12 protein-coding genes are annotated in these 18,113 nt (G+C 74.2%); 5 read left to right on the top strand and 7 right to left on the bottom strand.

Translation table 11 applies throughout. The features are described from left to right. Nucleotides 1-599: 599 nt before the first annotated feature. Complete coding sequence (locus tag ACIPUC_RS27255) at nucleotides 600-2,738, bottom strand: cell division protein PerM (protein ID WP_446592807.1); 2,139 nt, start codon at nucleotides 2,736-2,738, stop codon at nucleotides 600-602. Between the two features lie 119 nt (nucleotides 2,739-2,857). Between ACIPUC_RS27255 and ACIPUC_RS27250 the strand changes: the two genes are divergently transcribed. Beyond that, complete coding sequence (locus ACIPUC_RS27250) at nucleotides 2,858-4,201, top strand: helix-turn-helix domain-containing protein (RefSeq protein ID WP_446592806.1); 1,344 nt, start codon at nucleotides 2,858-2,860, stop codon at nucleotides 4,199-4,201. 88 nt (nucleotides 4,202-4,289) lie between these two features. On the opposite strand, the gene sucD is transcribed toward ACIPUC_RS27250, so the two are convergent. The 5 genes from sucD to ACIPUC_RS27225 form a co-directional block, all read right to left on the bottom strand. Then, nucleotides 4,290-5,180 carry a succinate--CoA ligase subunit alpha gene (sucD, locus tag ACIPUC_RS27245; protein WP_215016991.1) on the bottom strand — a complete coding sequence of 297 codons (891 nt, stop codon included), beginning with the start codon at nucleotides 5,178-5,180 and terminating at the stop codon, nucleotides 4,290-4,292. A gap of 21 nt (nucleotides 5,181-5,201) precedes the next feature. Further along, nucleotides 5,202-6,380, bottom strand: coding sequence for an ADP-forming succinate--CoA ligase subunit beta (gene sucC / locus ACIPUC_RS27240; protein ID WP_446592805.1), 1,179 nt, complete (start codon nucleotides 6,378-6,380; stop codon nucleotides 5,202-5,204). Nucleotides 6,381-6,660: 280 nt separating this feature from the next. Next, nucleotides 6,661-7,773: a VWA domain-containing protein gene (locus tag ACIPUC_RS27235; protein ID WP_446593053.1), complete on the bottom strand. Its 1,113-nt coding sequence runs from the start codon at nucleotides 7,771-7,773 to the stop codon at nucleotides 6,661-6,663. A 270-nt stretch (nucleotides 7,774-8,043) separates the two neighbouring features. Continuing rightward, the gene (locus tag ACIPUC_RS27230; RefSeq protein WP_446592804.1) at nucleotides 8,044-10,338 is read right to left on the bottom strand and encodes a DUF5682 family protein; all 2,295 of its coding nucleotides are present in this window, start codon (nucleotides 10,336-10,338) and stop codon (nucleotides 8,044-8,046) included. Continuing rightward, a complete protein-coding gene (locus ACIPUC_RS27225) occupies nucleotides 10,335-11,441 on the bottom strand; it encodes an ATP-binding protein (protein ID WP_446592803.1) in 1,107 nt (368 codons plus the stop codon). The genes ACIPUC_RS27230 and ACIPUC_RS27225 overlap by 4 nt, the downstream gene beginning before the upstream one ends. 134 nt (nucleotides 11,442-11,575) lie before the next feature. Between ACIPUC_RS27225 and ACIPUC_RS27220 the strand changes: the two genes are divergently transcribed. After that, nucleotides 11,576-12,919 (top strand): SWIM zinc finger family protein, encoded by a 1,344-nt coding sequence (locus tag ACIPUC_RS27220; protein ID WP_446592801.1) that lies wholly within the window; start codon nucleotides 11,576-11,578, stop codon nucleotides 12,917-12,919. Between the two features lie 281 nt (nucleotides 12,920-13,200). After that, nucleotides 13,201-14,784 carry a DUF5691 domain-containing protein gene (locus ACIPUC_RS27215; RefSeq protein WP_446592800.1) on the top strand — a complete coding sequence of 528 codons (1,584 nt, stop codon included), beginning with the start codon at nucleotides 13,201-13,203 and terminating at the stop codon, nucleotides 14,782-14,784. Between the two features lie 236 nt (nucleotides 14,785-15,020). Here the strand turns inward: ACIPUC_RS27215 and ACIPUC_RS27210 are convergent, their stop codons facing one another. Continuing rightward, the gene (locus ACIPUC_RS27210) at nucleotides 15,021-15,422 is read right to left on the bottom strand and encodes a cobalamin B12-binding domain-containing protein (RefSeq protein ID WP_446592799.1); all 402 of its coding nucleotides are present in this window, start codon (nucleotides 15,420-15,422) and stop codon (nucleotides 15,021-15,023) included. Nucleotides 15,423-15,610: 188 nt separating this feature from the next. Here ACIPUC_RS27210 and ACIPUC_RS27205 point away from each other — a divergent pair, with 188 nt between their 5' ends. After that, the gene (locus tag ACIPUC_RS27205) at nucleotides 15,611-16,396 is read left to right on the top strand and encodes an esterase/lipase family protein (protein ID WP_446593051.1); all 786 of its coding nucleotides are present in this window, start codon (nucleotides 15,611-15,613) and stop codon (nucleotides 16,394-16,396) included. 222 nt (nucleotides 16,397-16,618) lie between these two features. Further along, nucleotides 16,619-18,106 (top strand): M23 family metallopeptidase, encoded by a 1,488-nt coding sequence (locus ACIPUC_RS27200; protein ID WP_446592798.1) that lies wholly within the window; start codon nucleotides 16,619-16,621, stop codon nucleotides 18,104-18,106. Nucleotides 18,107-18,113 lie beyond the last annotated feature (7 nt).

Genomic DNA, 18,113 nt, shown 5'->3' with positions numbered 1-18,113 from the left:
CACGGGAGTACCGGGCTCCGGCACACTCCCCGCCTGCCGCGCGGGGCACGAGCTCCACGCCGACGCGGCTAGGAGGCCGGAGCCCCACCGCCCACGGAGGTACCGGGCTCCGTCGCACTGCCCGCCTGCCGCCAGAGGCGCGAGCCCCGCGCCGACGCGGCTAGGAGGCCGGAGCCCCACCGCCCACGGAGATACCGGGCTCCGGCACACTGCCCGCCTGCCGCGAGAGGCGCGAGTCCCGCCCCGACGCAGGCAGGGGGCGGAGCCCCAGCGCCGACGGAGGTACCGGGCGGCGCCCACGCCCCGAGCCCGCCGGGCCGATTCGGCTCCGCCGGGGCGCATCCAGCCCCCGGGGCGATCTCAGCTTGTCCGGTGTGAGGCCCGGCGTCCGGGCGGAGTCCCCTCCAGGCCCAGCCGGGACCCGCCGGGCAACCTCCACCTCGCCGGGCACAATCCAGCCCCACCAACCACCCTTTCGGCCCTGCCGGGGATTGAGCAGGGGGTGCGGGGCGCCCCCCGCCGCGCCGGGCACATCCAGCCCGCCCGGGCAAGCACACCCTCGCCGGCGATTGGGGTGCGGGCTAGGCCGGCTAGGCCGGCTAGGCCGGGGGTTTGCGGCGGCGGAGGATGCGGGCGCCCGCCACCTCCACCGGCGGCGCCGGCGGCCGCTTCGCCGGGAGCAGGTCCAGGTTGAGCACGGGTACGACGGTCACCTGACGGGGCGGCCGCGCCGGGACCGGAGCCCGGACCGGGACCGGGGCGTGGGCCGAAGCCGCCGCCGAAGCCTGGGCCTGGGCCTGGGCGGAAGCCAGGGCCTGGGCATTGGCCAGAGCCTGGGCCTTGGCCTTGGCCGCGGCCGGAGCCTGGCCCTTGGCCGGGACTGAAGCCGGCTCCTTGTCCAGGGCCGGGGCCGGAGCCAAAGCCGGGGCCGAGGCCTTGGCCGGAGCCGGGGCCTGGGCGTTGGCCGGAGCCGGGGCCGGGACCTGAGCCCGGGCCTGGGCGCTAGCCGGAGCGGGGGCCTGGGCCGAAGCTGAGGCCTTGGACTTGGCCGGGGCCGGAACCGAAGCAGGCTCCTTGTCCGGGGCCAGGGCCGGGGCCGGGGCGTTGGCCGGAGCCGGGGCCGGGACCTGAGCCCGGGCCTGGGCGCTGGCCGGAGCGGGGGCCTGGGCCGAAGCTGGGGCCTTGGGGTTGGCCCGGGCCGGAACCGAAGCCGGCTTCTCGTCCGGGGCCAGGGCCGGGGCCGGGGCGTTGGCCCGAGCCGGAGCCGGGGCCGAAGCCGGCTCCTTGTCTGGGGCCGAAGCCGGGGCCTGAGCCGGGGCCGGGACGTTGGCCGGGGTCGGGGCTTGGGGCGAAGCCGGGGTCGGGGCTGGGGGCTGGGGCAAGGGGACGGGTGGGGTGATGTCCGGGATCAGGGTGCCCGCGGCTCGGCGCAGGGCCGCCCAGCGGATCTCGCGTACCCCGCTGTCGTGCCAGCCGTCGTCCATCGCCACGGCCGGCCGGTTCCGCCACGCATGCACCGCCACCGCCACCGGCACCGCCAGCAGCAGCGTCCACGCGAAGGCCGCCGCCCCCGTGGCCCACCACACCGGCCCGAAGTCGGCCAGTGCCCGCGACCCCAGCGGCCCTGCCGAGGCCGCCGCGAGCCCGGCCATGACCAGCCCGCACACCAGCGCGCCCAGCGCAGCCGTGAGCGCGGTCTCCCCGTACGACACCTCCCGCGCCCGCCGCACCGCGAACCAGCCCACCGCCAGCCCGGCCACCACCGGCACCCCCGCGACCGCCCAGGTCAGCGGCGTCCCGGCTCCCTCCGGCGGCAGCGCCGCAAGCAGCGGGAACCGGGGCAGCGCGGGCGAGCCCGTGAACCCGAGCGGCGTGGCGGTCACCCCGGCGCCGAGGGCGAAGCCGGGCCCGAGGGCGTAGGCCGCGCCCCAGACCATGGCGTTCGGGATCAGCGCGACCGCGAGCAGCAGCACCGCGAAGCGGCCCGACCACACCCCGGTCAGCGACAGGAAGGACTCCTGGACCTCGGTCCCGTGCCACGCGAGCGAGCCGCCGACGAGCAGCACGCCACCGCCCAGGAGGACGAGGGCCCCGCCCGCACCGGCCCGGAGCGCCAGCGCGTAACGAGGGCGCGTGACCGCCCTCCGTACGCCCGCCGGCACCCAGGACGGCGGCGGCCCGAGCGGACGGCCCCGTACCGCCCACACCCCGCCCGCCGCGGCGAGTACGGCGACCAGCGGAACGTGCCAGGCCGCGCTGATCGGATCGGCCGGCATCGGACCGCCCGCCGCGTACACGGTCGCCAGGGCCCCGACGGCCAGATAGCCGCAGAGCACGGCCGAGAAGACGGCGCTGGCCGGCAGTACTTCCTCCCCGTCCTCGGAGGCGCTGCCCAGCCGCGCGGCCCGCCGCATGAGCAGCACGGGCAGCGCGACCAGCAGCAGGGGCGTCAGGCCGACGGGCGCGGGCACGCCGGAGAGGGTCTCGTACCGGACGAGCTCCGTCCCGTGGGCGAGCAGCCACAGGCCGGCGGCGAGGTGCAGGGCCCCGCCGGGGCCGCTGTCGGGATAGGGGGAGCTGATCCACAGCACGATGACGAGCACGGCGAGGAAGCCGAGCCCGAGCCCGGCCGCCACGGCGCCGCCCACCACGCATGCGGCCGCCGCCGGGGAACGGCGCCGCCCGACGGCTCGCGGGGCCACGGACAACGGGGTCCCGCGTTCGGTCACTTGGGTCACCCCGCCATGGTGCCAACGACACGCGCTATGAGCGGGTAACAGGCGAATGCCCGTGGTGTCGCCCAATATACGTTTATGTACTTTTTCGCCCAGGGCTGCCAGGTCGCGGGGAGCGTGGCATGACACAACGCGTCGAGGGCCTGCCCGCCCCGAAAGAGCGCCGCAGACTGCGCGAGGCCGCACAGCTGACGCCCGAACAGGTCGCGTCGGCGGTGGGCGTCACCACGACCACGGTCCGCTCCTGGGAATCGGGCCGCACCCACCCCCGCGGCCGCAAGCGCGCCCTGTACGCGGATTTCCTGGCCGGCCTCGCGGCCCCGGCGAGCGCCCTGGAGGCCGACGCCGAAGGCGTGCCCGTGCCCGTAGGCGGAGCCGTAGCCGTAGCCGTAGCCGAGGAGGCGTCAGATACGGCGGCGGACGGGGCGGCCCCCGCGGACGCTTCGGCCGAACCCGCCCCTGAGGCGACCACAGCGGGACACACGGGCCGTTCGGCCGCCCCGGACGAATCCGCCCGAACGGCCGAACCCGACGCCGAACCCGAAGCCGAAACTGAAGCCGAACCCGAACCCGAACCCGAACCCGAAGCCGCCGCCGCGCCGGCCGAGCCGCCCGAGCCCGCCGATCCCCCTGCCGAGGAACCGGCACCGCCCCGCGGCCCCGCCGAGGCCTTCGACGCCCTCTACGCCCGCACCGCCGCCGACCTCGCCCGGCAGACCTACCTCCTCACCGGCCGCCGCGGCCTCGCCCTGGAGGCCGTGGAGCGGGCGTTCCGCCAGGCCTGGGACCAGTGGCCGGACGTGGCCGCCGACCCGGACCCGGCGGGCTGGGTGCGCGCGGCCGCGTACGACTACGCCCTCTCCCCCTGGCACCGGTTCCGGCGCGCCCACCGCCACCCGGACAAGCCCCCGGCCGAACCCGCCGACCGGATCCTCCTCGACGCGATGCTCGCCCTGCCGACCATCCACCGCCGTACGGTCCTGCTCTACGACGGCGTCGGCCTGGACCTCCCCGACACCGCCGCCGAGACCGAGGCCAGCACCCCCGCGACCGGCAACCGCCTCCTGAACGCGCACGAGGACCTCGCCGACCGGATCCCCGAACTGGCCGACGTACCGCCCGAGAAGCAGTCCGCGCTGCTGCGCGACCTGTTCGACGCACTGCGGCCGGCCGTGCAGCTCGACCCGCCTCCGGCGGCAGCGGTACGGGGCTACGGCGAGCGCCGCATCCGGATGTGGACGCGCGCGACCCTCAGCCTGACCGCGGTGATCGCCGCGGCGACCGCCTACACCGCCGCGACCGCGCCCACGCACTACGAGCCCCCGCGGGCGCCCGGCGAGAGCGTCTCCGGCGTGCCCCCGCTCAGCGGCCCCCAGCAGCTCACCGAGCACAGCAGGCTGCTCCACGACAAGCTGCGGGGCGACCCGGCCGCCGGCCCGGCCCGGATCGCCCCGCAGAGCGAATGACATGAAGTGACGGGTCAGGCATGAGAAAGGGCGCGGCCCGCACCCCGAGGGGGTGCGGGCCGCGCCCGTACACGCGTACGTGTGCTGCTTACTGAGCGGCGTTCAGGATCTCGCGCGCCAGCTTCGCGGTCTCGGTCGGCGTCTTGCCGACCTTCACGCCGGCGGCCTCGAGGGCCTCCTTCTTGGCCTGTGCGGTGCCAGAAGAGCCGGAGACGATGGCGCCCGCGTGGCCCATGGTCTTGCCCTCGGGGGCGGTGAAGCCCGCGACGTAGCCGACGACCGGCTTGGTGACGTTCTTCGCGATGAAGTCCGCCGCACGCTCCTCGGCGTCGCCGCCGATCTCGCCGATCATGACGATCAGGTCGGTGTCGGGGTCGGCCTCGAACGCCTCGAGGGCGTCGATGTGCGTGGTGCCGATGACCGGGTCGCCACCGATGCCGACGGCCGAGGAGAAGCCGATGTCACGGAGCTCGTACATCATCTGGTAGGTCAGCGTGCCGGACTTGGACACGAGACCGATGCGGCCGGGCTTGGTGATGTCGCCCGGGATGATGCCGGCGTTGGACTGGCCGGGGGTGATCAGACCCGGGCAGTTCGGGCCGATGATCCGCGTCTTGTTGCCCTTGGCGGTCGCGTACGACCAGAAGGCGGCGGAGTCGTGCACCGCGATGCCCTCGGTGATGACGACGGCCAGCGGGATCTCGGCGTCGATGGCCTCGACGACGGCGGCCTTGGCGAAGGCCGGCGGGACGAAGAGGACGGAGACGTTGGCGCCCGTCTTCTCCATCGCCTCGGCGACGGAGCCGAAGACCGGGACCTCGGTGCCGTCGAAGTCGACGGTGGTGCCGGCCTTGCGCGGGTTCACGCCGCCGACGATGTTGGTGCCGTCAGCCAGCATCAGCTTGGTGTGCTTCATGCCCGTGGCACCGGTCATGCCCTGGACGATGACCTTGCTGTCCTTGTTGAGGAAGATAGCCATGTGAGTCTGTGACCTCTGCCCTTACTTCGCAGCCGCGAGCTCGGCGGCCTTGTCGGCCGCGCCGTCCATGGTGTCCACGCGCTGGACCAGCGGGTGGTTGGCGTCCGAGAGGATCTTGCGACCCAGCTCGGCGTTGTTGCCGTCGAGACGGACGACGAGCGGCTTGGTGACCGCCTCGCCCTTCTCCTCCAGCAGGGCCAGCGCCTGGACGATGCCGTTGGCGACCTCGTCACACGCGGTGATGCCACCGAAGACGTTGACGAAGACGGACTTGACGTCCGGGTCGCCGAGGATGATCTCGAGACCGTTGGCCATGACGGCGGCGGAGGCGCCACCGCCGATGTCCAGGAAGTTGGCGGGCTTGACGCCGCCGTGGTTCTCGCCGGCGTACGCGACGACGTCGAGGGTGCTCATGACGAGACCCGCGCCGTTGCCGATGATGCCGACCTCACCGTCGAGCTTCACGTAGTTGAGGTTCTTCGCCTTGGCGGCGGCCTCGAGGGGGTTCGCGGCGGCGTGGTCCACGAACTCCTCGTGGCCCGGCTGGCGGAACTCGGCGTTCTCGTCGAGCGAGACCTTGCCGTCGAGCGCGATGACGTCGCCGGAGGCGACCTTCGCGAGCGGGTTGACCTCGACGAGGAGCGCGTCCTCGGCGATGAAGGTGTCCCACAGGGTCACGAGGACCTCGGCGACCTTCTCGGCGACCTCGGCCGGGAACTTCGCCAGGGCGACGATCTCGCGGGCCTTCTCGATGGTCACGCCCTCGTTGGCGTTCACCGGGACCTTGGCGAGCTTCTCCGGGGTCTCCTCGGCGACCTGCTCGATGTCCATGCCGCCCGCGACCGACGCCATGGCGAGGAAGGTGCGGTTGGTCCGGTCGAGGAGGTACGAGACGTAGTACTCCTCGAGGATCTCGGGGGCCGTCTCGGCGATCATCACCTTGTGGACCGTGTGGCCCTTGATGTCCATGCCGAGGATGTCCGTCGCCCGGGCGACAGCCTCGTCCGGGGTGGCGGCCAGCTTCACGCCGCCGGCCTTGCCGCGGCCGCCGACCTTCACCTGCGCCTTGACGACCGACTTGCCGCCCAGCCGCTCGGTGGCCTCGCGAGCCGCCTCAGGCGTGTCGATGACTTCACCGGCCAGCACCGGTACACCGTGCTTGGCGAAGAGGTCCCTCGCCTGGTACTCGAACAGGTCCACGCGCGTCCGTCCCTTGTCTTTTTTAAAGATTCGCAGTGATTCGCGGTTGTCTGCTATCTGCGTGGGCGTGCCGCGGAGGGCAACGTGACGGCGCTGTCACAAGGAAGGCGCACACGGTGACCGTGGACGCGGCATGTCCGTCCCGCAGGTTATCCCCGTGGGCCGTGGGTCCCTAAATCGCAGATCACACCTGAGCGGTGATACCTGTCACAGATCGCCTCACGGTTGAGCTGGAAGTTCGTGCGATCGGCCGATTCACACGGCGGCCGGTACGGGCGCGTCAGGGGACGGGGAGGGGCCGCTTCTCCAGGGCCGCGACCATCACCTCCGGGAACAGGTCGGGGGTGCAGGCGAAGGCGGGCGCGCCGAGGGCCGCGAGGGCGGCGGCGTGTTCGCGGTCGTAGGCCGGGGCGCCCTCGTCGGACAGCGCGAGCAGGGTCACGAACTCGACGCCGGAGGCCTTCATCGCGGCGACCCGCTTGAGCATCTCGTGGCGTATGCCGCCCTCGTAGAGATCGCTGATCAGGACCACGACGGTGTCGGCGGGCCGGGTGATCTTCGACTGGCAGTAGGCGAGCGCGCGGTTGATGTCGGTGCCGCCGCCGAGCTGGGTGCCGAAGAGGACGTCGACCGGGTCGTCGAGCTGGTCGGTGAGGTCGACGACGGCGGTGTCGAAGACGACGAGGCGGGTGGCGATGGAGCGCATGGAGGCGAGGACGGCGCCGAAGACGGAGGCGTAGACGACGGAGGCCGCCATCGAACCCGACTGGTCGATGCAGAGGATCACCTCCTTCTTCACCGATTGCGCCGCCCGGCCGTAGCCGATCAGCCGTTCGGGGACGACCGTGCGGTACTCGGGCAGGTAGTTCTTGAGATTGGCCCGGATCGTGCGGTTCCAGTCGATGTCGTGGTGGCGGGGGCGGCTGATCCGGGCGGAGCGGTCCAGGGCGCCGGCGAGCGTGGCCCGGGTGCGGGTCGCGAGGCGCTTCTCCAGCTGCTCGACCACCTTGCGGACCACGGCCCGGGCCGTCTCCTTCGTGGTGTCGGGCATCGCCTTGTTCAGGGAGAGCAGGGTGCCGACCAGGTGCACGTCGGGTTCGACGGCCTCCAGCATCTCCGGCTCCAGCAGCAGGGCGGACAGGCCGAGCCGCTCGATGGCGTCGCGCTGCATGATCTGGACCACCGAGCTGGGGAAGTACGTACGGATGTCGCCGAGCCAGCGCGCCACGTTCGGCGCCGACCCGCCGAGCCCGGCGGACCGCGCGCCCGAAGCCTTGCGCGAGCCTCCCTCGCCGCCACCGCCGTACAGCGCGCCGAGCGCGGCGTCCATCGCCGCGTCCCGCCCGGCCAGCGCACGCCCGGTCCCGTCGGCCTCTCCTCCGCCGAGCACCATCCGCCACCGCCGCAGCCTCTCGTCCCCGGCGGTGCTCGCGGCCACCGCCGGGCCGCCGCCGGCCGGCTGCTCATCCCCTGCGGCCGCGCACTGCCCCGCCGGGTTTCCTTTGCTGGTCATACGTCCGTCCCCCTCCACTCGTCGTGTACACCGGCCTTACGCCGCCGGTCCCTTCCGTCCCGCATCCCGTCCCGCCCCGCCCGGCGACATCCAGCCCCGCCGGGGGCGGCGCCCCCGGCAACGGCGCCGCACCGGGCGAAGGGCGTCCCCTCAGGCCGCGGCGGCCCCGCCGGCCGGCGGACCGGCGAGCAGCATCCGAACCACCGGCACCACCGCGTCCGCCCGATCCGGGTCCAGGTCGGGGGCGAAGCCCTCGGCGGCCGAGCCCGGGCGGGACTGGGCGGCCGAACCGCCCGGCCCGCGCCGGACCAGCTCGCCCAGGGTCCGCTTCACGCCCGGCTCGTACGTCGCGAACGTGCGCCGCAGCAGGGGCAGTACGTCGGTGAACGCACGCTCCGGGACCCCCGTCAGCCAGCTGTCGATCAGGCCCAGCAGCCGGTCGTCGTGGACGAGCAGGGTGCCACCGCCCGAACTGCCGCCCGCGAACCCCTCGATCCAGCCCGCCGCGTCGGCCGGGCCGGCCGCCGGAGACAGCGCGAGCCCCATCAGCCGGGCCGTCTCCCCGGCCGGGAGGCGCCCGTCGTCGAGCAGCAGCCGGGCCGCGCGGCCGCGGATCAGGCCGGGCACGGTGTCCCGGCCGGCCAGCGTCCTCAGCACCGCGGACCAGCGCTCGCGCAGCCCCTCGTCCGCGTCCGCCAGCAGCCCGACCGCCCCGTGCACCCCGTCCACGTGACCGCGCAGCTCGGCCGCCGCGTCGGCGTCCAGCCCGGCGGCGCAGGCGGGCGGCAGCGCCACGCATATCCGCTCGGCGAGCCCCGCCGCCACCGTGCCGAGGGCCTCCGCGTCGGTGCCGCGTACGTCCCCGTACCGCAGCGAACGGGCCAGCGCGGGCAGGGCCTTGGCGAGCCGCGCCACATCGGTGTCCAGCGCGGCCCGGTCCGCGAGCGCCCGCAGCACGGCGGGCAGCGCCTCGGACAGCCCGGCCAGCAGGCAGCGCTCGGCCAGCGCGGTGACCTCGCCCAGCTCTTCGGCCCCGGCCGCGTCGGCCTCCGCCTTGGCGGTGGCCGCCGCGAGGACGGTGGTGCCCCAGATCCCGGCCTCCGCGACCCGCACCGACAGCTCCGGCTCCCAGCGCAGCCGCCAGGTCTCCCGGAAGGTCCCGGTGCTGCCCCGGGAGGCGGCCGGTATGCCCCAGTCGATGCCGAGCAGCCGCAGCCGGTGCAGCAGCAGGGACTTGGCCGCGTCGGTCTCCTTGCGCAGGTCGAGCTCCAGCTCGCGGTCCTGCGCCTCGGGTTTGAGCCGCAGCGAGCGCTGCCGGCGGGTGAGGTCGCGCTGGAGCGGTACGACGGGCGCCGCGTCCGGAACCTCCCCGAGCACGTCCCCGACGACGAGCCGGTCCTCGATCAGCGCGAGCGGCACGTCGGATCCGTCGCACATCACCGCCCGGACCGCCTCCAGGGTCTCCCCCAGCCCGGGCAGCGGCCTGCCGCGCATCGCGGCCAGCGTCTCGGCGAGCCGGACCGCCTCGATGACGTGCGCCGAGGAGACCTGCCGGTCCTCCTCGCGGAGCAGCCCGGCGACCTTGGTCAGCCACCGCTCCACGGGCCGGTCCCGGGACGCGAAGAGGTGTGCGTACCAGCCGGGCGAGGTGATTCCGGCGCCGTACCCGCCGGCCCGGGCCAGCCTGCGGTGGGTCCAGGGCACCCAGGTGGTCTCGACCTTGACCTTCGGCAGGGCGGTGAGCAGGGCCTTGTCTGCGGCAGCGGTGGTCTTGGCCCGCAGCGCCGGAACGTGCCAGGCCCCGCACACCACGGCGTACGCGTCGCCGAACTCCCTGCGGGCGGCCCGCATCCGCTGCCGCATGTACGCCTCGCGCACGAGGTCGCGGGCGTGGCCTCCGTCGCCGTACGCCTCGCGCAGGGCGCCCATGGCCTCCCCGAGCGCCTCGAACGCGGCCAGCGGGTCCCGCACGGCCCCGGTGCCCCGGTGTTCGACGACGTCCTCCCACCAGCCCTCGGGGTCGTCGTACCCGGCGGTCTCGGCCAGTACCGCGAGGGGGTCCACCCGTACGGAGTCGGACTCCTCGCCCTCGCCCTCGCCCTCGCCCTCCCCCTCCCCCTTCCCCTGCCCGGCCAGCGAGTGGGCGGCCGGGAGGTCCATGAACCGCACCGGTACGCCCGCCTCCTGCGCCCAGCGAATCGCGATCCACTCCGGGGAGAAGCCGGCCAGCGGCCAGAACGCGGCCCGGCCGGGATCGTCCGCGGCGTGTGCGAGCAGCGCCACGGGCGGCCGCATCCCGGGATCGGCGGCCAGCCCGAGCAGGGCGTCCCCCTCGGGCGGCCCCTCGATCAGCACGGCCGCCGGGCGGGCCGCGTCGAGTGCGGCGCGCACGGCGCGGGCCGAGCCGGGCCCGTGGTGCCGTACGCCCAGCAGCACGGGGCTCATACCGTCACCTCCCTGCAGGCGCGGTAGAAGTCCTTCCAGCCGTCCCGCTCGCGGACCACGGCCTCCAGGTACTCCTGCCAGACGACCTTGTCGGCGGCCGGGTCGCGGACGACGGCGCCGAGGATCCCGGCGGCCACGTCGGAGGGGCGCAGCACGCCGTCCCCGAAGTGGGCGGCCAGGGCCAGGCCGCCGGTGACGACGGAGATGGCCTCGGCGGTGGACAGGGTGCCGCTGGGCGACTTCACCTTCGTGCGGCCGTCGTCGGTGACTCCGCCGCGCAGCTCGCGGAAGACGGTGACGACCCGGCGGATCTCCTCCAGGCCCTCGGGCACGGCCGGCAGGTCGAGGGCGCGGCCCATCTGGTCGACGCGGCGGGCGACGATGTCGACCTCGGCGTCGGCGGTGGCGGGCAGCGGCAGGACGACGGTGTTGAAGCGCCGGCGCAGCGCGCTGGAGAGCTCGTTGACCCCGCGGTCGCGGTCGTTGGCGGTGGCGATGAGGTTGAAGCCGCCCACGGCCTGCACCTCTTCGCCGAGTTCCGGTATCGGGAGGGTCTTCTCGGACAGGACGGTGATGAGGGTGTCCTGGACGTCGGCGGGGATGCGGGTGAGCTCCTCGACGCGGGCGGTCATGCCGTCGGCCATGGCCCGCATGACGGGGCTGGGGACGAGGGCCTCGCGGCTGGGGCCGTGGGCGAGCAGCCGGGCGTAGTTCCAGCCGTACCGGATGGCCTCCTCGGGGGTTCCGGCGGTGCCTTGGACGAGGAGCGTGGAGTCTCCGCTGACGGCTGCTGCGAGGTGCTCGGATACCCAGGTCTTCGCGGTACCGGGGACGCCGAGGAGGAGCAGGGCCCGGTCGGTGGCCAGGGTGGTGACGGCGACCTCGACGATGCGGCGCGGCCCGATGTACTTGGGCGTGATGACCGTGCCGTCGTCGAGGGTGCCGCCGAGCAGGTAGGTGGCGACGGCCCACGGCGAGAGCTTCCAGCGGGCCGGGCGGGGCCGGTCGTCGGCGGCCGCCAGGGCTTTCAGTTCGTGTGCGAAGGCGTCTTCGGCGTGCGGTCGCAGTGCCTGGTTCCGCTGTTCGTTCTCGGGCGTGGTCATGGTCCCCCTCCAATGCTCGGCAGCCGCTTCCGACTGCTTTTCCAACGGTGCACCACACCACTGACAACGCCCCTTGTTGGAGGCGTTGTTGCTGGTCAGAGCGATTGTCAGTGGGGGTCCGTACGGTGGTTCACATGACTGAGCAGGGGGTCCGCTGGACGGCGGAACAGGTACTGGCTCTGGCTCCTGACGATTCCTCACGCAAGGCGGGGGGCAGACTCGGCGGGGCGGGGCCGTGGTCACAGATCGGAGGTTCCGCTTCCGGTTCTGTTTGGGGGTTGTGCAAGGGCAGCGGCAGCACGCCGTACCGCACGGTCGTGGACCTGGCGGGACCGGCGTACAAGTGCTCCTGCCCGAGCCGGAAGTTCCCGTGCAAGCACGCGCTGGGCCTGCTGCTGCTCTGGTCCGCGGAGGGGGTGGGCGAGCCGGGAGAGGCGCCGGAGTGGGCCGCGCAGTGGCTGGCGGAGCGTGCGGCGAAGGCCGCGCGACCGGCCGCCGCGGCGGGCAGGCCGGTGGACGAGGAGGGGGCCCGGCGGCGGGCCGAGCGGCGGGCGGCGCGGATCGGCGCGGGTGTCACCGAGCTGGAGCAGCGGCTGGCCGACCTGCTGCGCGGCGGTCTCGCCGGGCAGGAGCAGTCGGGGTACGCCGCGTGGGAGGAGACGGCCGCCCGCATGGTCGACGCCCAGGCGCCCGGACTGGCGGGGCGGGTAAGGGAGTTGGGCACGATACCCAGTTGCGGCCCCGGCTGGCCCGCCCGGATGCTGGAGGAGGCGGCGCTGCTGCACCTGCTGGACCGGGCCTGGCTGGGCGTGGCGGCACTGCCCGAAGAGCTGGGCGCGACGGTGCGCAGCCGCGTGGGACTGCCGGCCTCCGGGGAGGGGGAGGCCGTACGGGACCGCTGGCTGGTGCTGGCGCAGTACGACTCGGTGTCGCCGGACGGCCGGCTCACCACCCGCCGGATATGGCTGCGCGGGCTGGGGGGCGGGCGGCCGGCCCTGGTGCTGGACTTCGGCCCGCCCGGGCGGCCGCCGGGGCTGGCACTGCCGGTGGGGCTGGTGCTGGAGGCGGAAGTCCGCTTCCGGCCCGGGTCGGCGGGGTTGCGGGCGGATCTCGGGGAGAGGTCTGCGGCGGCCGTGCCGTGCGCGGAGGTTCCGGCCGGGGTGGGCACGGGGGCGGCCCTGGAGGCCTACGGGGCGGCGCTGCGGAAGGACCCGTGGCTGGAGTCCTGGCCGGTGGTGCTCGGTCCGGTGATCCCGATACCGGGAGAGCTCGGCTGGCAGCTGGCGGACGCGGAGGGCAACTCCGCCCTTCCGGTGCCCGTCACCGGGGCGGGCAGCCGCTCCCGCGGGGGGCTGTGGCAGCTGGCCGCCTTGTCGGGCGGGGGCCCGGTGACGGTGTTCGGGGAGTGCGGCCACCGCGGCTTCACGCCCCTGACCGCCTGGCAGCCGGGCTCGCCCGAGGCGGTGCCACTGGCCTGAGCAGGGCCGGACCACGCAGTACATCGCAGCAGAAACAGCAGGGGCCTGGGGACACGTATGCCGCCGCCACAGCACTGGGGGCGGCGCGGAGAGGAAGGACACGGTGGCGCGGGGGCGCCGGCGTGTGGTGACGAGAGGCCGGGGGGCTTGCATGAACGACAACCACGCCAGTTGAGCGCAGTGAACGCAGTTGAACGGGGCATCGACAGCTCCGGTCCCGCGGAGGGGGCGGGACCGGAGCGCAGGCAGTGACGATCAACGAGGGTCGAGGGAGGGGTCCGATGGGGAAGGCCGACGAGGGGTACGGGGACTGGGAGGAGCTGGTCGGTGCGGCGCTGCTGGGCACCGACCGGCGCCGGGGCAGGGGCCCGGCGGGCTCGCCGCAGGCCCTGCTGGACGCGGCGGCCCTGCACACCGTGCGGCGCCGGGCCGGGTTGCGGCCGGCCGAGGCGGGCCCGCGCCCGGAGCCGGCGCCCAGGGACCCGCGCCCGGCACCACCGGCCGCGGCCCGGCAGCGGCTCGCGCAGCTGCTGGCCGGCCGGGCCGGTGCGGGCAGCGGCGGGCGGCGCGGTGCGGCCCCTGATCTGACGGAGCTGCTGCCGCAGTGGCTGGCCGCGGCCGGCCGGCACGGCTACCGCGCACCGGCCGCGCTCGTCCCGGCGCTGCTGGACGCGGCCCGGGCCCGTACGGACCTGCGGCCGCAGGCGCTCGCCCTGGCCGGGGCGCGGGGTCTGTGGCTGGCCCGGCTCAATCCGGACTGGCGGTTCGCCCTGCGGGGCGGAGCCGGAGGAGCCGGGGAGCTGCCGGACGTGACCGACCGGGCCGGGGTGGAGCGGCTCTGGCAGGAGGGGCTGTTCGCGGAGCGGGTGGCGCTGCTGGGCGCCGTACGGGCACACGACCCGGCGTCCGCGCCGCGGCTGCTGGCGACGACCTGGGCCACCGAGCGGGCCGAGGACCGGCTGATGTTCCTCGATTCGCTGCGGGTGGGGCTGTCGGAGGGCGACGAGCCTTTCCTGGAGGCGGCCCTGGGCGACCGCAGCCGCAATGTCCGCGCGACGGCCGCCGAGCTGCTGTCGGCGCTGCCGGGCTCGGCACTGGCAGGACGGATGGCGGAGCGCGCGCTGGCCTGCGTGGGCCCGGAGGGGGTGAGTCCGCCGGCCGAGTGCGATGCGGGGATGCTGCGGGACGGGGTCGTCAGGAATCCGCCCGCCGGACGGGGGGAACGGGCCTGGTGGCTGGGCCAGTTGGTGGAGGCCGCCCCGCTGTCCTGCTGGCCGGAGCGGTTCGGCGGGCTCGGTCCGGCGGAGATAGTGGCGCTGCCGGTGGCCGAGGGCGAGGCCTGGCGGGAGGAGCTGCACGCGGCGTGGTGCCGTGCGGCGGTCCGCCAGCGCGACGCCCGGTGGTCGCGGGCCTTGCTGGGCGCGCCGTCTGCGCCGCCCGCGGCGGGCCCGGGGACGGCCTCGCTCGCGGAGCGCGCCAAGCTCCTGGAGACCCTGCCGGACGGGGAACGGGCGGAGTGGGTCGCGCAGTTCATACGGGCCCACGGGCTCTCGGAGGCGTTCCAGCTGCTCGGGGTGTGCGTGGTGCCGTGGGCGGGGGCGCTGGGGCGGGCGGTCGTGGACGCGCTGGATTGCGCGCGGGAGGCGGGCAGTTATCCGTGGAGCTTCAGCGGGGTGATGGGGCTGGCGGAGCGCTGCCTTGATCCCGCGGAGGCCGGGCGGCTGGAGGTACTGACCGCCGCGGCGGAGGATCCGGTGGACGCTGCGTCCGGCGGCGCCGCCGCGTACTGGGCCGAGGCCTTTCAGCGGCTGGTGGCCACCCTTCGCCTGCGCGCGGCGATGCTGTCGGAGCTGGCCCCGGCCTGACCGTCCGGGCTCCGCCCGAACCCGGGGCTCCGCCGCCGCGCCTCTCGGGCGGGCCTCAAAGGCCTGGGACTCCGCCCCAGGCCCTCCCCGGCACTCCGTCCGGGGGGGACCCGGCGCCTCCAACTCCCCCGGCTACCGCTGGGAGGTGCCCCCAGGCGGGGCTGGATTTCGGCTGATGCCGCCCGACTTGTGCGCCGGCCGGCTGGCGGAGCCCCTGGCAGCCTCGCCTCGGACGGCTACTGCCGGACGTTCGCTCGGACCCAGTCGACGATCGACGTCGTCGTCGCGCCCGGGGTGAAGATCGCGGCTACGCCCTTCTCCTTGAGAGGAGCGATGTCGTCCTCCGGGATGATGCCGCCGCCGAAGACCTTGATGTCCTCCGCGTCGCGCTCCTTGAGGAGTTCCAGGACGCGCACGAAGAGCGTGTTGTGGGCGCCGGAGAGGATCGAGAGGCCGATCGCGTCGGCGTCCTCCTGGATGGCGGTGTCCACGATCTGCTCGGGGGTCTGGTGGAGGCCGGTGTAGATGACCTCCATGCCCGCGTCACGCAGCGCACGCGCGATCACCTTCGCGCCGCGGTCGTGGCCGTCGAGACCCGGCTTGGCCACCACCACACGGATCGGACCGGTCACACCCATCGCACTGCCTCCCGAGTGAACGAACGTTAAGTACAGCATCGCGCACGCCGCCGTTTCGCGGTCAACCAGGAGGGGGAAATCACACGTGGGACGGCATTGCGCCACCGTGCCGACAGCCGCACGGCACGGTGGCGCGTCACGGCCGCAGTCCCAAGGAGGCTCAGGGGAGGCCGTCAGTGGGGCTGTCCATACCCGTGTCGATTCCCACGCTGTCGATACCCGCGGTCGGCGCCGCGCTGCGGGCCGGCGCGCTCGAGGTGGTCGTGCTCGGCGGACATCTTCTCCTGTATCCCACCGGAGTGTGCCAGGAGAAGGTCACCGCCGGCCCGCCGGCGACACGCCCGCCCGCCCTCCTCATCCACGGGTTCACCGACAACCGCTCCGTCTTCGTCCTGCTGCGCCGCGCCCTCGGGGCGGGCGGCCTGCGGCACGTGGAGGCGTACAACTACTCGCCCTTCACCCGCGACCTGCGCGTCACGGCCCGCCATCTCGCCCGGCGCGTCGAGGAGCTGTGCGCGCGCACCGGGCAGGAGCGGGTGGACCTGATCGGGCACAGCCTGGGCGGCTTGGTCGGCCGGTACTACGTCCAGCGACTGGGCGGCGACGCCCGCGTCCGGACCCTCGTCACGCTCGGTACCCCGCATTCCGGGACCCGGGTCGCCCCCTTCATGGACGCGCACCCGCTGGTGCGGCAGATGCGCCCCGGCTCCGAGGTGCTGGCCGAGCTGGCCGAGCCCGCGCCCGGCTGCGCCACCCGATGCGTGGCGTTCTGGAGCGAGTTCGACGCCCTGATGGCCCCGGTCGGGACGGCCCGGATCGCGCATCCGGATCTACGCGTGGAGAACGTGCAGGTCACGGGGATCGGCCACCTCGCCCTGCCCGCCCACCCCACCGTGATCGCGGCCGTCCGACGCGTCCTCGACGGGATCGGACCGGCCTCGGCACAGGCCTCGGAAGCCGCCTCCGTCGCATAGACAACAACCGGCACCAAGTCGAACGAATTTCGAACTCAAGGCCAAGGCTGCGTCTTTACGCGACCGAAAGAGGGCCGAATGCCCGGTTCCCCGGACATGGAAACCCTCCGAAGATTGTCGTTGCGAGTAACCGCCGGGTACAGTCACGCCACTGCTCTCCTCCGGTGAACCCCGAGTTCCCCGGCCACCCAGGCCCCCGATGCCGAGGCGAAAGAGAAGTTGGTGAACGACCGCCCCTCGCCGGGCCAGTACCCGGATCCCGGGTATGACGGCCTTGCCACCACCGCTTTCGCTGGTGACTCGACCTACGTTTCCTATGAAACGCAGGGCCAGGGGGTCAACTACGCGGCATACGGCTCCTATGAGACGGGCGCGTACGACACCACCGCGTGGACTTCACAGGACGCCTACCTGTCCACGATCCCGTCCCAGGCCATGCCTGCGGACACCACCGGGCAGTGGGATGCGAGCGCCTGGAACACGCCGGCCGCGGAGCACTCCGGCTACGGCGACTACCAGCAAGCCGCCTCCTCCTTCGGTTACGACACCTCCGCCGAGCAGACCGGGCACTGGGCGATGCCGGGCTACGGCACCGAGACCGGGGCGTACGACGCCACCGCCTGGAACACGGTCACGGAGACACAGACCCAGACCCACCCGTACGAGTACCAGCCTGCACAGCAGCAGGAGTACACACAGGAGTACGCGTACGAGGCAGCGGCGACGACCGTCGCGGACTACGCCTACGAGGTCCACATCCCGGCCCAGGACACCGCCGGCGCGACGTACGAAGAGACCGCCGTCTTCGAGCAGCTCGCCGGCGAGGAGGCGGCCGAGCCGCACGAGGTGCCCGAGGTCCACGACCTCCCCACCCAGGCCATGCCCGTCACCTCCCCCTCCGTGCCGCGCGCCGCCCGCCGGACCGCCGCCAAGGGGAACGCCAAGGGCAACGCCAAGGCCGGCGGCAGCAGCCGTCGCCGCACCCCGGCGAAGCGTTCCGCCCTGCTGACCGTGGCCGTGCCCTCCGCCTGCGTGATGGGCGTCGCGGGCGTCGCGGCCGCCTCCGTCGGCGGACTCACCGGCACCGAGAAGCCCGCCGAGGACACCACCACGATGGCCGCGCCCGACCCGGCCTCGGTGAAGCCCGTCGCGGCGAACACCAAGCTCGACACCCAACTGGCGGCGCTCAGCGCCGACGCGGGCGACTTCGCGGACCGCGCGAGCCGTACGCAGGAGCGCATCGACCTGCGCCAGCGCCAGGAAGAGGAAAAGAAGAAGAAGGCGGAGGAGGCCGCGGCCAAGGAGGCGGCCCGCCCCAAGTTCGCGATCCCCGTCGCACAGAACGGTCTCAGCGCCAACTTCGGCCAGTCCGGCGGCATGTGGATGTCCGTGCACACCGGCATCGACTTCCCGGTCGGCTACGGGACCCCGGTCATGGCCGCCACCGACGGCACCGTGCGCACCCAGTACAACAGCGCCTACGGGAACATGGCCATAGTCACCGCGCCCGACGGCACCGAGACCTGGTACTGCCACCTCAGCAGCACCAAGATCCGGGGCGGCAAGGTCAAGGCCGGCGATGTCATCGCGTACTCGGGCAACTCCGGCAACTCCACCGGACCGCACCTCCACTTCGAGGTACGGCCCGGCGGCGGCTCCGCGGTCGATCCCCTGGCGTGGCTCCGCAGCCACGGCCTGGACCCGTCCTGACTCAGCC

The organism is Streptomyces sp. LARHCF249 (assembly GCF_052871255.1).
Note: the sequence above shows the minus strand (reverse complement) of the source record. Positions and strands in the feature narration are given on the sequence as shown.